The sequence below is a fragment of the Mycobacterium sp. NPDC003449 genome, assembly GCF_053588415.1.
The window spans coordinates 20,391-33,747 of the sequence record NZ_JBSFPX010000011.1 but is presented as its reverse complement, the minus strand read 5'-3'; the positions used below and the strand labels follow the sequence as shown (position 1 = coordinate 33,747).

Below are 13,357 nucleotides of genomic sequence, written 5' to 3'. Positions count from 1 at the left end.
TGAGGGGCGGGCGCCACCTAAACTCGCCGGATGAGTAAGAACCCGCTGCGCAGGCTTTCCGATCAGGTGCTGCTGACCAGCATGCGTCCCCCGCTGATCGATCGCCTGCAGGGCCGCGCCGATGTCGACCTGACCGGCAAACGCATCCTGATCACCGGCGCCTCATCGGGCATCGGTGAGGCCGCCGCGGAGAAGTTCGCCGCGCGCGGCGCCATCGTCATCGCGGTCGCCCGCCGCCAGGAACTGCTCGACGCGCTCGTCGACCGGATCGCCCAGCGCGGAGGCGACGCCACGGCCCACGCGGTGGACCTGTCCGATCTGACCGCGGTCGACGACCTGGCCGCCACGGTGGAACGCGATCTCGGCGGCGTCGACATCCTGATCAACAATGCCGGCCGGTCGATCCGCCGCCCGCTGGCCGAATCCCTGGACCGCTGGCACGACGTGGAGCGGACCATGATGCTGAACTACTACTCCCCGCTGCGGCTCATCCGCGGCATCGCGCCCGGCATGCGCGAACGCAACGACGGCCACATCATCAACGTCTCCACCTGGGGTGTGATGAACGAGTCCTCCCCGCTGTTCGCGGTGTACAACGCGTCCAAGGCCGCACTGGCCGCCGTCAGCCGGGTGATCGAAACCGAGTGGGCCGCCGACGGTGTGCACTCCACCACGCTGTACTACCCGCTGGTGAAGACCCCGATGATCGCGCCGACCCGGGCCTACGACGGGCTGCCCGGGTTGTCGGCCGCCGAGGCCGCCGACTGGATGCTGACCGCGGCCCGCACCCGGCCGGTGCAGATCGCGCCGCGGATGGCGGTGACGGCCAAGGCGATCAACAGTGTGCTGCCCGGGGTGATCGACGCGGTGATGAAACGCCAACGCGTGCAGCCGACCTGATCACGGCCGGGTGATGCTGCGCGGCGGGAGTCCCAGCGAGCGCACATGTTCGGCGATCGCGCCGAGATTCGTCGTCCAGACGTCGGTGTGGTCGAGCACGTAGCGCATCAGGTCGTCGAGTTCGGCTGCCCGCGAGGCCCGTCCGGACAGGAACGGGTGATTGGTCAGCACCCAGCACGCACCCCTGCCGCGCAGGGCGTCGAACTCCAGCTGCCACAGTTCGCGGGCCTTGCGCGGACTTTCGATCAGCCCGGACCCGGAGACGTCGGGCAGGTAGCAGTACTGCTCCCAGTCGTCGAGCGCCCACTGGATCGGGATCTCCACCAGCGAGCCATCCCCCACCGCGAGCTCGTAGGGCTCATCGGCGTCCATCAGGCTGGAGTCGTACAGAAAACCCCGCTCGGCCAGCAATTCCGGGGTGCGCCACGACAGGTCCCACATCGGTGCGCGGTAGCCGGCCGGCCGCACCCCGGCGACCTCGGCCAGCGCGGCCAGGCCGCGATCGAGCGCCACGACCTCCTCTTCGAGGGTCAGCGCGGTGGGCTGCTCATGCAGATAGCCGTGATGGGCGACCTCGTGGCCGGCCGCCACGATGCTGCGGACCGCATCGGGATAGCGGTGTGCGGTGTGGCCCGGCACGAAGAACGTCGAGGAGATCTGGTGGCGGTCCAGCAGTTCGAGTATCCGGGGGATGCCGACCAGGGGTCCGTAGGCCTGATGCGACATCACGCTCATGCGGGCCGCGACGCCCTCGTCTCCCCACAGCACCGCGGACTCGGCGTCCACGTCGAAGGTGAACGCCGCTGCCGCGGATTTACCGGAGGGCCAACGTAATTCAGATGTCATCGGCCATCAGCGTGACGAGTTCATAGGCGAGGTTGGCGGCGGCCACCGCGGTGACCTCGCCGCTGTCGTAGGCGGGCGCCACCTCGACGACATCGGCGCCGACGATGCGCAGCCCCCGCATGGCGCGCAGCACCGCGACCAGCTCGCGGCTGGTCATCCCGCCGATCTCGGGCGTCCCGGTGCCCGGCGCGAAGGCCGGGTCGAGGACGTCGACGTCGATCGACACGTACACCGGGTGGTCACCGACCCGGTCCCGCACCCGGTCGATCACCCCGTCGACCCCGATCCGGTCGATATCGCGGCAGTGCACGATGGTGAACCCGAGGCTTTCGTCGTCGAGCAGATCGGACCGGTCGTAGAGCGAGCCGCGGATGCCGACGTGCGCCGAGCGGTCCTTGACCAGCAGACCCTGCTCGGCGGCCAGCCGGAACGGGGTGCCGTGGGTGCAGGGCGCCCCGAAGTAGGGACCCCAGGTGTCGAGGTGGGCGTCGAAGTGCACCAGGGCGACCGGACCGTGCGTCCGGTGCATGGCCTGCAGCGAGGGCAGCGCGACGGTGTGGTCGCCGCCGAGCACCACCACCCGCTGCCGCGGCGTGGTGAGCAGCGCGGCGATGCCTTCGCGGATCTGCTCCACCGCCTCGCCGATGTCGAACGGGTTGGCCGTGATGTCGCCGGCGTCGACCACCTGCGCCGTCGCGAAGGGGCTCGCGTCCAGGGCCGGGTGGTAGGGCTTGAGCAGCCGGGACGCCTGCCGGATGGCCGAAGGGCCGAACCGGGCGCCCGGGCGGTAGGTGACGCCGCTGTCGAACGGTACGCCGACGACGGCGATGTCGTGGGAGTCGACCTCGTGGCGTTGCGGCAGCCGGGCGAACGTCGCGAGGCCCGCGTACCGCGGGACCTCCCGCGCATCGACCTGACCGACCTTGCCGGTCGCCGACCGCACATACGGCTGGCCTTCCACCCGATCCCCTTCCGTCATGACGTCATGCCCGTGCCCTGGTGGACCCGCCGTTGCAGGCGATCACCTGACCGACGACGGCCTGCAAGTCGAAATCCGCCAACAACTCGACGGCGGCCGCGATCTCGTCGACTGAACCGATGCGGCCCAACGGAATCGACTCGGCGTACCGGCGTTTCACGGTGGCCAGCTCGACCCCGGCGGCGTCGGCGTCCACCTGCAGCTGCGGGGTATCGGTGACGCCGGGCGCCACCGCGTTGACAATGATGTTCTCCGGCGCGAGCTCCCGGCCAAGGGTCTTGACCAGCGAGATCAGCCCGGACTTGGATGCCGCGTAGGCCGTGGCCCCCGGCCACCCAGTGACCCCCCACTCACTGGCGATCACCACGATGCGCCCCGCACCCAGCCGGCGCATATGCGGCAGCACGGCCCGCACCAGGTGAAAGGTTCCGCCGAGGTTGGTGTCGACGACCTGCCACCAGTCCCGCTCGTCGTGGTCGAGCAGCGGGGCCATCGTCATGTAGCCATGGTTGGCGACCAGGACGTCGAGCCGCCCGGCCGCGGCCACCACCCCGTCGACGAGCCGGACACACGCATCGGGGTCGGACACATCGCCCGGCGCGGCCAGCCCGCCGATCTCGGCGGCCAGCGCGTCGAGTTCGGCACCGCCGCGAATGTCGTTGAGCGCCACCGTCGCTCCGGCGGCGGACAACCGCCGGGCGTGGGCGGCCCCCATGCCCTGCGCGGCCCCGGTGACCAGTGCGACCCGGCCGTCGAGTGAGCTCATATCACCGCTCCCGAGTTGACGTTGACGATGTCGCCGGCCGAGAACGTGGCGTCGCACACCAGGTACTCGACGCAGCGCGCCACCTCGGCCGGGGTGGCCAGCCGCCGCAGCGGCAGCGTCGCGAGGTAATCCGGTGCCCGCCAAGGAGAATCGGCGGACAGCAGCGGGGTGTCGGTGGGGCCGGGGGCCACCGCGTTGACCCGGATACCGGCATCGGCGACCTCGGCGGCCAGGCTGCGCACCAGCCCGAGGATCGCGCCCTTGGCCGCGGCGTAGTGCGCATCGTTCTCGCCGCCGCCGACGGCGAGTTCGCTGGCCACCGCGACCACCGCACCCGATCCCCGTTCGAGCATGTCCGGCAGGCAGGCCCGCGCGGCGTTGAACAACCCGCCCAGGTGCACCCTCAGCATGCGCCGCCAGGCGGCCGGGGTGATCTCGGAGACCGGGGCCATCTCGTAAAAGCCCGCCGAGGTCACCAGCACCGAGACCGGGCCGAGCCGCCCGCGGATCTCGTCCACCGCTCCCGCGACCGCGGTTCCGTCGGAAACATCCACCGCCACAACATGATCGGCCTGACCGGCGCCGCTCAGATCGAGCGCACCGATCCGGTAGCCGCGCCGCCGCAAAGCGTCGACCACGGCGGCGCCGATCCCGCTGGCCCCGCCGGTGACGACGGCGACCGGGACGTCAGTCATGTACACCCACCCCTTCGTCGACCGCCTCGATATCGTCGATCACCGCGGTTCCGACGATGCGGTGGCGCACGCTGCGCAGGATCGCCAGGCCGATCACGCCCAACACGGCCACCCCGATCCACACCGACCAGTCCAGGTAGCGCTGCTCGAATGCCGGTCGCGGCCAGGCGATGTTGAGAAACTGCAGCACCGCCCACACCATCGCCACCGCCGCGACCGGACGGGTCGCGCGGCCCAGCGAGAACCTGGCCGGCGTCCAGGCCCGGCGCAGCAGGACCACCAGGAATCCGATCAGCGGGAACAGGAATGCCAGGTAGAAGCCGCCCGCGGTGAAGTTGACCATCAGCGAGTAGACATCGCCGGCCACGATGGACAGCAGGAACAGGCCGCCGCCGACCACCGTGGTGATCAGAATGGCGACCACCGGGATGCGGGCCGTGCCGCGCAGCCGGGCCAGCACGTCGGCCGCGGGCAGCGCACCGTCACGGGCGTAGGCCCAGATCACCCGTGACGCCGAGGTCTGCAGCGCGAGGAAGCTGGCGAGGAAGCCGATCACGAACATCACCTCGACGGGTTTGGCGACGCCGTGTCCGAGTGCGGCGGTGAGGGTTTCATACACCGGGTCGGCCACCGCGCCCTCGGCGACCGCGTCGAGATCCGGGATGGCCAGGATGATCGCCAGGCTGGAATAGGCCACCACCAGCGCGATGAACCCCAGTGAGAACAGCACGGCCTTGGGCAGATCCCGGCGCGGCTCGTGTACCTCCTCGGCGATCGAACCGGCACTCTCGAAGCCGACGAAGGACCAGCCGATGAAGGCGACCGCCATCAGGAACGGGCCGCTCAAGTAGGCCCAGGTGTCCAGCTCGCCACCCCCGCCCTGGAACAACACCGACAGCGAGTTTTCGCGATGGAACAGCAGCAGCCAGGTACCCAGCACCACCGAGCCGATCACCTCGGCGAGGATGCTGGCCATCATGAACATCTTCAACGCCTGACGCCCCGCCAGGTTGACCGCGGTGCCTGCCAGCAGGATCACCAGGGCGATCAGCGCGAGCGTCGTGCCCGATGGCGCCTCGATGCCGACGATGTTGGCCACGAAGCCCGCGGCGCCGAGCGCGACGGTGGCCATCGCGATCACCAGCGTCCACATGTAGACCCACCCGGCGAACCAGCCGTAGGTGGTGCCGAGCAGCCGCCGCGACCACTGGTAGATGGAACCCTCCAGCGGCCAGCGGGACACCAGCATCGCGAAGACCAGCGCGACCAGCAGCTGGCCGCCGAACACCAGGGCGAAACCCCACCAGAAACTGGGACCGGCCGCGGACAGCGCGAGGCCGAAGATGCCGTAGAGCGCGACGATCGGCGAGATGAACGCAAACGCGAACGCGAACGCCGACCACAGCGAGAACTCGCGGCGCAGGACGTGCGGCCCGTCCGGGCCGGGCTCAGCCGATGAGCTCATGAGTTCTCCCTTGATTCGGTTGGACGAACTATCACGCCCACACCGCGGCACCGCCAAGCGTTTGGCCGGAAGACGCTGCGAACCCACCGCCGCCCCGCCCCGGCATTGGAGGATCGCACAACGGGGCGCCGCGGCGGTGTGACGACGGGGTTACGCTCGGGCGGTGCCAGACCCCAGCGACGTCGCCCCGACGCTGCGGGACCTGCTGGCCGCCAACCTCGGGCTGCTGGCACCCGACGCCCCGACCGGCGACCTGGGCCGGAGGATCAGCTGGGTACACACCACCGAACTGCGGGATCCGTCGCGCTATCTGCGGGGCGGTGAGCTGGTCTGCACGGTGGGAATCAGCCTGCAGGCCCGGCGGGACTGCCAGACCTTCGTCGAATCGCTGGACCGGACCGGCACATCCGGGCTGTGCTTCGGCGTCGGCGACGTGCACGACGCGGTGCCCGGGCCGCTCGTCGCGGCGTGCGGCGAGGCCGGTCTTCCGCTGCTGATCGCACCGCCCAACGTCCCCTTCGCCACGGTGAGCCGCTATGTGGCCGACTTTCGGCTCGGCGGCGAGATCGCCGTCGCCCGGGCCACCAATACCCTTGTGCCCGAGATGCTTTCGTCGCAGCGTCGGCGCGAATCGGTCCACCAGCTGCTGGACCGGGCCGGGCAGGTGCTCGGCTGCCGTTTCCTGCTCGATCCGGCCGCCGAACCCGGCGGGGTACCGGTCGGCGGGCTGGGCACGCTGGTGTGGGTGGGCAGCGGCGAGGCGCCCGAGCGGCCGCTGCTTGAGGTGATCGCCCGGTTCGTGCGGGCCGCCCAGGGCGAACGTGACATCGACTCGGCCCTGGCCCGCGAACGGGTCGGACAGCTGCTGTCGCTGGTGGAACGGCGCATGCTGCTGCCGGATGCCCTCAACCAGCTGCTGGACTGGCCCGGTCTGGCGGCCCGCGATGTGGCCTGTTCGGCCTGGCCGGCGGGGGCCGGCGCGCTGCTGTCGATGGCGCTGCCCGACGCGCTGGTCGGCGATGCGCCGGAGGTCTGCCTCGTGCTGACCGACGGGACCGGCGGGCTGGCCGATATCGCCGCCGGGCTGTCGCTGCCCTCCGGACACTCGGCGGCCGGCCCGCTGACCGAGCTCGGTTCGGCGATAACCCAGGCCCGCATCGCGCTCGACCTGGCCGCCCAGCACGGCGGCAGCGTCGGGCCCGACCAGCTGAGCACGTTCGACAGCCTGCTGGAAGGTCTGCCGGTCAACCGGCTCGCGCCGTTCCGCCATCAGCTCATCGACCCGCTCGAGGACATCGACCGGGAACGCGGCACCCAGCACGTCCGGACGCTGCGGGTGTTCCTGGCCACCAACGGCTCGCTCATCGACACCGCGCGCGAACTGTTCCTGCACACCAACACCGTGCGGCACCGGCTGACCCGCATCCATGAGATCACCGGGCGCAACCCGCTCACCTTCGAGGACCAGGCCGCGTTCGCCATCGGGCTGCGGGCCAGCGACCGGGCCCGCCGGATGCCGGGCGAGCCGAGCTGATCCGTGTCGCGGGTTCGCCGCGACGCCACAGATGGTAGACAGACAGCCATGGAGATCCTGGCCAGCAGGATGCTGATCCGGCCGGTCGACTACCCGGCGTCGCTGGAGTTCTACCGCGACCGGATCGGATTGGCTGTGGCCCGCGAATACGGTGCTGGCACGGTGTTCTACGCCGGGCAGTCGCTGATCGAGCTCGCCGGGCACGGCGACCCGTCGGCCGGCGGGTCGCTGTGGCTGCAGGTCCGCGACGTCTACGCCACCCAGGCCGAGCTGGTTACCCGTGGGGTGCCGATCGCCAGGGCCGCCGCCAAGGAGCCGTGGGGGCTGCACGAAATGCAGGTGACCGACCCCGACGGCGTCACGCTGATCTTCGTCCAGGTCCCCGCCACCCACCCGCTGCGGCGCGACGTGCGGGACTGATCAGCGTCCGGGCCTGCACCGTTTTCTACACCTGGGTCGTTGATCGGCCCCGATCACAACCCTGACGTAGAAAACGGCGACGCGAAGGGATCAGCGCACCGGGGTGGCCAGCGGCCAGCCGACCGAGGCCAGCCGCGCCGCAACCTGGTGCAGCTCTTCGGAATTCGGTTCCTTCTCGATGACCTTGTGCACGGCGTCGCGGATCTCGTCGTCGGTCACCGGGGTGTCACCGTCGTTGGCCCGCAGGATCGCCTGGGCGGCCTCGATCACCTCGTCCTCGGACAGCGAACGCTTCAGCAGCGCCAGCAGCGCGAAGTAGTCCTTGGGCGGCACGCCTTCCGGGTAGCCCTCGCGTAACCAGCCGAGGATGTTCTCCAACGGGCTCTCAGCCATGTCAGCTCACTTCCCCGGGATGAACGGGACGGGATTGAATCCGAAGTGGTGGATGATCGTCGACTTGGTGATCCACAGGATGGCGATCACGATCACCGCGGCGACCAAGGTGAACAGCGCCAGCCCAACGAATTTCATCGCCGGGTTGGGCGCCTGGACGGTGCCGTCCTGGTGGGTGCCCCCGGCACCGTTCGAGAAGGCGACCAGTCCGGCGGCGAAAACCGCGGGCAGACCGGCTCCGAGGATCAACCCCACGACCAGCACCTTGAAGATGGCTTCCAGATATGTCATCAGCGATTCCTTATCTCGTCGGGGCGGTCAGACGGCGGCTTTGGTGGCGGTGTTGCCGGCGTCGCGGACATCGGCGGGAACCACCGAGTTGGTGGAGTCGTCCCAATCGGCGTTGACGTTCTTGTGGTCGACCTTCTGCTGCTGGGCGCGCCAGTACATGTACCCGGACAGCGCGACCAGGATGACGAAGATGAGCCCGTCGCCGGCCAGCGGCGCACCAGTGAGCGCCTCGACGCCGTGCGACAGCCAGAAGGCCAGCGCGCCGACGAGCGCGGCGGCGGGCAGGGTGATCAGCCATGCCGTCGCCATCCGCCCGGCCACCGCCCAGCGCACCTCCGCGCCGGGCTTGCCGACACCGCTGCCGAGGATCGAACCGGTGGCGACGTGGGTGGTGGACAGCGCCATACCGGCGGCGCTGGAGCTCAGGATGATCGCGGCCGAGGATGCCTCGGCGGCCAGGCCCTGCGGGGACTCGATCTCGACCAGACCCTTGCCCAGGGTCCGGATGACGCGCCAGCCGCCGATGTAGGTGCCGAGGCCGATGGCCAGGGCGCAGGACGCGATGATCCAGAACGGAAGGCCGTTCTCCTTGACATCGCCGGTCAGGTGGCCGGTGGTGATGAGCGCCAGCGCGATGACACCCATGGTCTTCTGCGCGTCGTTGGTGCCGTGGGACAGCGCCACCAGCGAGGCGGTGGCGATCTGTCCCCACCGGAAGCCCTCCTCGCGGCGCTTCTTCAGCACGTTGCGGGTGATCCGGTAGACCAGCCAGGTGCCGCACGCCGCGACCAGGCAGGCGATGAACGGGGCGGCGACGGCGGGGATGAGCACCTTCTGGATGACGCCGGACCAGTTGACCCCGCCCAGGCCGATCGCGGCGAGGCCGGCACCGATCAGCCCGCCGAAGAGCGCATGCGACGAGCTGGAGGGGATGCCGAACAACCAGGTGAGCAGGTTCCACAGGATGCCGCCGATGAGGCCCGCGAAGATGATCGTCAGTCCGGTCGAGGCGTCGATACCCGACACCAGCGACCCCGTGCTGCTGTCCTGGATCTTGAGGACCGAGGTGGTCACCGTCACGGCCACCTCGACCGAGAGGAACGCGCCGACCAGGTTGAGGACGCCCGCCAGGATCACCGCCGTCTTGGGCTTGAGGGCGCCCGTCGCGATCGAGGTGGCCATCGCGTTACCGGTGTCGTGGAAGCCGTTGGTGAAGTCGAAGGCCAGTGCTGTTGCTATCAGCAGCACGAGAATGATCAGCTCTGCGCTCATGGCACTGATTCTGGTGGACCGCGATGAATTTTGACCAGCTGACACCCTGGCCAAATAGCCCTCGCCATCAGGCACTTTGGCTGCCCGTGCGATGAGTTCACCGATTGTTCATCTTTGCGCCGTAACACGTTTGCCAAGGTTGCCGCGCATCCAGGGCCACCGTGACGACTGGGCCGGATCTGCCTAGGGCACTAAGCTCTTCGCCGATCGGGATACGCTCCACCGACCGCTCACTCGGATTCACCTCAAGGAGTTTGCGCAGTGAACGCATTTCTGGCGAAGATCGCCGCCTGGCTGAGAGCCGGGTATCCCGACGGGGTCCCCGGCCCCGACCAGGTGCCCTTGCTCGCACTGCTGGCCCGGCGGCTCACCAATGACGAGGTCAAAGCCGTCGCACAGGATCTGATCAACCGCGGCGAGTTCGACCACATCGACATCGGTGTGCTGATCACCGAGATCACCGACGAGTTGCCCCGCACCGAGGACGTCGAACGGGTGCGGCAGCGGCTGGCCGCCAAGGGCTGGCCGCTCGACGATCCGCGGGATCCGGACGGCGAGAACGGGGAATCCCCATAGCCGTCCTGCAACCGATCGCCGTCGAGGGCCCGGCCGGCGCGTTGCCGGCGGCCCTCGATGCGGTACTGGCCGGGCGCGGGCCTGCGATCCTGCCGGTGCCCGCCGACGACGAGCGCCAGTCCACCCTGCTGACCACCACGCTGCGGGCCGGCGAGCCGATCGGCGACGACATCGCCGTGGTGGTGTCCACCTCGGGCACCACCGGCGCGCCGAAAGGTGCGATGTTGACCGGCCGGGCGCTGACCGCCAGCGCCGACGCCACCCACCGGCGGCTCGGCGGCCCGGGCCGGTGGCTGCTGGCGCTACCCGCCTATCACGTTGCCGGCCTTCAGGTTCTGGTCCGCAGCGTCATCGCCGGAACCTCGCCCGTCGCGCTGTCACCCGCGTTCGATCCCGGCGAACTGCCCTCGGCGGTCGCCGCATTGGGATCCGGGCGCCGGTATGCGTCACTGGTCGCGGTGCAACTGGACAAGGCGCTGCGCGAGGACGCCGCCACCGCCGCGCTGGCCGAACTCGACGCGGTGCTGATCGGGGGCGGTCCGATGCCCGCGGGCGTCGCCGAGCGGGCGGCCGCCGCCAGGGTCACGGTGGTGCGCACCTACGGGATGAGCGAGACGGCGGGTGGCTGCGTGTACGACGGGGTTCCGCTGGACGGAGTGTCGGTGCGGACCCACGATTCCCGCATCCTGCTGGGCGGGGCCACCGTCGCCGCCGGGTACCGCAATCCCGTCGACCCCGATCCGTTCGCCGAACCGGGCTGGTTCCGCACCGACGACCTCGGCACCGTCGACGATTCGGGGGTGCTGCGGGTGCTGGGCCGCGTCGACGACGCGATCAGCACGGGCGGGCTGACGGTCCTGCCTCAGCTGGTCGAGGCCGCGCTGGCCACCCATCCGGCGATCGCCGAATGCGCGGTGTTCGGGGTCGCCGACGACCGGCTGGGCCAGCGCGTGGCGGCGGCCGTGGTGCTCACACCTGGTGCCACCCTCCCCGAACCGGCCGAGCTGCGCGGACACATTGCCGAGACCCTTGACCCCACCGCCGCGCCGCGTGAGGTCCATATCGTCGAGGAACTGCCCCGGCGCGGTATCGGCAAACTCGACCGCCGCGCCCTGGCCGCGCGGTTCGGTGGCTGACAAATCAGTTGTCGACCCAGGCATCATGGGAACATGGGCCATCAAGTCAGAACCGTGGACGAGCTGCGTGCCATCGTCGGGCACCCCAACAAGTACGTCGCCAACAAGGTGAACAAGCGCCTGTCCGCGGTGCAGCAGGACTGGATCGGCGCCTCACCGCTGTGCTTCGTGGCGACCACCGACGGCGAGGGCCGCGTCGACGTCTCCCCCAAGGGCGACCCGCCGGGGTTCGTGCGGGTGATCGACGACGCCACGATCGCCATCCCGGAACGACCGGGCAACAAACGCGTCGACGGCTATCTCAATGTGCTGGACCGGCCGAGGGTCGGCACCATCTTCCTGATCCCCGGCCGGGGAGACACCCTGCGGGTCAACGGCACCGCCCGGATCCTGTCCGACGCCGACTATTTCGACGATATGGCGGTCGACGGCAAGCGGCCGATCCTTGCGCTCGAGGTCGACATCGACGAGGTATTCTTCCACTGCGCCAAGGCTTTTCTGCGTTCAGAAACCTGGAAGCCCGAAACCTGGAACCCGACCGCGATCCCGTCGGTGGCCCAGCTGGCCAAGGCGTTCAAGCCCGATCTGAGCCAACGGGAACTCGACGAGTACTACAGCGAGGACAATCTGCGCAAAATCCTCTACTGAGCAGCCGGCTTCACCAGAATCGCCCGGGTGTAGAGCAATTGGAACCCGTGACGCTGAACGTTCTGCTGGGACTTCGAGCCCGGCGCGGTGGTGACGACGGCGATATCGCAGCCGGCGGCGCCGGCATCGGCCAGCCGGGCCGCCAGCAGCGCGGTCTGCACCCCCCTGCGCCGGTAGGCCGGCGCCGTCGCGGCGCCGGTAAGCTGGGCGATACCGGCGGTGAACCGCACGCTGCCGCCACCGGCGACCGTTCCGTCACATAATGCGATATACGGTGTGGCGCCCGCCTTTTCGAAATCCTGCTCGGCCCGCTCGATGACCTCGCGGCCGAACTCCTGATGGCTGGGCACCCCCTCGCCGTCCGGATGGGCGAAACCGTCGACGACCACATCGACCCAGGCGTCGAGATCGGTCGCGCGCACCACCTCGACCCCGCCGCCCCCGTGGCGGGGACCCTCCGGATCGAGCCGACGCCCCAGCACGTTCTCGAATCCGGTCAGCCGGTACCCGCGTCCGGTGAGCAGCCCACCGATCTCCGGGTCGGCCAGGGTGGACAGCTCCACCTGGGTCTCGGCGCCGCGACCGGCCAGCGCCCGTTCGACCCGCCCGAGCACGGCCTCGTCGGGCACCCCCTCGAAGCCCAGCCCGACGATCTTGTTCATCGGCGAGCCGGGTTCGGCGAAACACGCGTGACCGCCGGCCACCGGCAGCACCAGACCTTGTCCGCCCCGGTGCCCGGCGGCCTCGGTGGCCGCGACGATCAGGTCGCCTTCGGCCTTTTCGATGCGTCGGGCCAGTTCGATCCCGCAGAACAGTGGTTCAAGCTCTGTGCTCGTCACCCTGCCATTGTCCGTGCCGGTCGGCGGCGGGCGCCCGGCGGGTCGCAGCGGCCAGCGCATCACCCAGGGTCCACAGCGCGACACCGATCAGCACCAGGTCCTTCAGCAGGAACTGGCCCGGCTGCGCGCCCAGCACCGGGATCGGACCGGCGTGGTTGACCACCACGCCCGGTGTGGTGAACAGAAAACTCAGGGTGCCTAGGAACAGCACCACGGCCATCGCGCTGCCGACCGCCGAAGCCCGCGGCCACAGCGGCCTGAGCGCGATCAGCACCGCGGCGAGGATCTCGGCGGTACCCAGCGTCGCGGCGACGGCGCCGACGCTGAGCACGTGATAGATCCAGGACATCAGCGGACTGTGCTCGATGAGGACCCGGGCCTCCATCTTCACGTACTTGCCGAAGCCGATCCAGGCCAGCACGATCACCAGACCGTAGCGGCTGACGAGCTGGCCGGCCATGGTCAGCCGGCCGGATATCGCGGTGCTTGGCATCATTTCGTCCTCCGGTCGTTCACATCGGGATCACTGGGATCAACGAGGAGGTATGGCGGGGAGCCCGCCGTGTTACGCCGTGTCACCGAAACGTCAGGAAACTG

General features: G+C 69.7%; 16 protein-coding genes. 6 read left to right on the top strand and 10 right to left on the bottom strand.

All coding sequences use genetic code 11. The annotated features are described in order from the left end of the window. Positions 1–30 precede the first annotated feature (30 nt). Positions 31–900, top strand: coding sequence for an SDR family oxidoreductase (locus tag ACWDTP_RS05585; protein ID WP_450017403.1), 870 nt, complete (start codon positions 31–33; stop codon positions 898–900). On the opposite strand, the gene ACWDTP_RS05580 is transcribed toward ACWDTP_RS05585, so the two are convergent. Genes ACWDTP_RS05580 through ACWDTP_RS05560 form a run of 5 tightly spaced genes read right to left on the bottom strand, consistent with a single transcriptional unit; the run spans position 901 to position 5,651 of the window. Next, positions 901–1,746, bottom strand: a complete 846-nt coding sequence (locus ACWDTP_RS05580; protein ID WP_450017401.1) for a polysaccharide deacetylase family protein — start codon at positions 1,744–1,746, stop codon at positions 901–903. Next, a complete protein-coding gene (gene speB / locus ACWDTP_RS05575) occupies positions 1,736–2,725 on the bottom strand; it encodes an agmatinase (RefSeq protein ID WP_450017399.1) in 990 nt (329 codons plus the stop codon). Before speB ends, ACWDTP_RS05580 begins: the two co-directional genes overlap by 11 nt. A 4-nt stretch (positions 2,726–2,729) precedes the next feature. After that, positions 2,730–3,491, bottom strand: coding sequence for an SDR family NAD(P)-dependent oxidoreductase (locus ACWDTP_RS05570; protein WP_450017397.1), 762 nt, complete (start codon positions 3,489–3,491; stop codon positions 2,730–2,732). Further along, positions 3,488–4,186: an SDR family NAD(P)-dependent oxidoreductase gene (locus tag ACWDTP_RS05565; protein WP_450017395.1), complete on the bottom strand. Its 699-nt coding sequence runs from the start codon at positions 4,184–4,186 to the stop codon at positions 3,488–3,490. Before ACWDTP_RS05565 ends, ACWDTP_RS05570 begins: the two co-directional genes overlap by 4 nt. Beyond that, entirely contained in the window at positions 4,179–5,651 is a 1,473-nt protein-coding gene (locus ACWDTP_RS05560) for an APC family permease (protein WP_450017393.1), read from the bottom strand. The genes ACWDTP_RS05565 and ACWDTP_RS05560 overlap by 8 nt, the downstream gene beginning before the upstream one ends. A gap of 163 nt (positions 5,652–5,814) precedes the next feature. On the opposite strand from ACWDTP_RS05560, the gene ACWDTP_RS05555 reads away from it, so the two are divergent. Beyond that, positions 5,815–7,185, top strand: a complete 1,371-nt coding sequence (locus ACWDTP_RS05555) for a PucR family transcriptional regulator (RefSeq protein WP_450017391.1) — start codon at positions 5,815–5,817, stop codon at positions 7,183–7,185. Positions 7,186–7,233: 48 nt separating this feature from the next. Continuing rightward, the gene (locus ACWDTP_RS05550; protein ID WP_450017389.1) at positions 7,234–7,605 is read left to right on the top strand and encodes a VOC family protein; all 372 of its coding nucleotides are present in this window, start codon (positions 7,234–7,236) and stop codon (positions 7,603–7,605) included. A 90-nt stretch (positions 7,606–7,695) separates the two neighbouring features. On the opposite strand, the gene ACWDTP_RS05545 is transcribed toward ACWDTP_RS05550, so the two are convergent. The 3 genes from ACWDTP_RS05545 to ACWDTP_RS05535 are packed head-to-tail and all read right to left on the bottom strand — an operon-like array spanning position 7,696 to position 9,561. Continuing rightward, positions 7,696–7,998 (bottom strand): DUF3349 domain-containing protein, encoded by a 303-nt coding sequence (locus ACWDTP_RS05545; RefSeq protein WP_450017387.1) that lies wholly within the window; start codon positions 7,996–7,998, stop codon positions 7,696–7,698. Positions 7,999–8,004: 6 nt separating this feature from the next. Then, positions 8,005–8,289: a hypothetical protein gene (locus ACWDTP_RS05540; protein ID WP_450017385.1), complete on the bottom strand. Its 285-nt coding sequence runs from the start codon at positions 8,287–8,289 to the stop codon at positions 8,005–8,007. A 27-nt stretch (positions 8,290–8,316) separates the two neighbouring features. Next, positions 8,317–9,561, bottom strand: a complete 1,245-nt coding sequence (locus ACWDTP_RS05535; protein ID WP_450017383.1) for an anion permease — start codon at positions 9,559–9,561, stop codon at positions 8,317–8,319. A gap of 261 nt (positions 9,562–9,822) precedes the next feature. Here ACWDTP_RS05535 and ACWDTP_RS05530 point away from each other — a divergent pair, with 261 nt between their 5' ends. From ACWDTP_RS05530 to ACWDTP_RS05520, 3 genes are read left to right on the top strand one after another with little or no spacing between them, the layout of a single operon-like run. Further along, on the top strand, positions 9,823–10,137 hold the full coding sequence (locus tag ACWDTP_RS05530; RefSeq protein WP_450017381.1) for a DUF3349 domain-containing protein: 315 nt from the start codon (positions 9,823–9,825) through the stop codon (positions 10,135–10,137). 41 nt (positions 10,138–10,178) lie between these two features. Beyond that, the gene (gene menE / locus ACWDTP_RS05525; RefSeq protein WP_450017379.1) at positions 10,179–11,273 is read left to right on the top strand and encodes an o-succinylbenzoate--CoA ligase; all 1,095 of its coding nucleotides are present in this window, start codon (positions 10,179–10,181) and stop codon (positions 11,271–11,273) included. Positions 11,274–11,306: 33 nt separating this feature from the next. After that, entirely contained in the window at positions 11,307–11,921 is a 615-nt protein-coding gene (locus ACWDTP_RS05520; protein ID WP_450017377.1) for a pyridoxamine 5'-phosphate oxidase family protein, read from the top strand. On the opposite strand, the gene ACWDTP_RS05515 is transcribed toward ACWDTP_RS05520, so the two are convergent. Beyond that, entirely contained in the window at positions 11,915–12,760 is an 846-nt protein-coding gene (locus tag ACWDTP_RS05515; protein ID WP_450017375.1) for a GNAT family N-acetyltransferase, read from the bottom strand. The genes ACWDTP_RS05520 and ACWDTP_RS05515 overlap by 7 nt on opposite strands. Next, positions 12,741–13,253: a DUF417 family protein gene (locus ACWDTP_RS05510; protein WP_450017373.1), complete on the bottom strand. Its 513-nt coding sequence runs from the start codon at positions 13,251–13,253 to the stop codon at positions 12,741–12,743. The genes ACWDTP_RS05515 and ACWDTP_RS05510 overlap by 20 nt, the downstream gene beginning before the upstream one ends. Between the last annotated feature and the right edge of the window lie 104 nt (positions 13,254–13,357).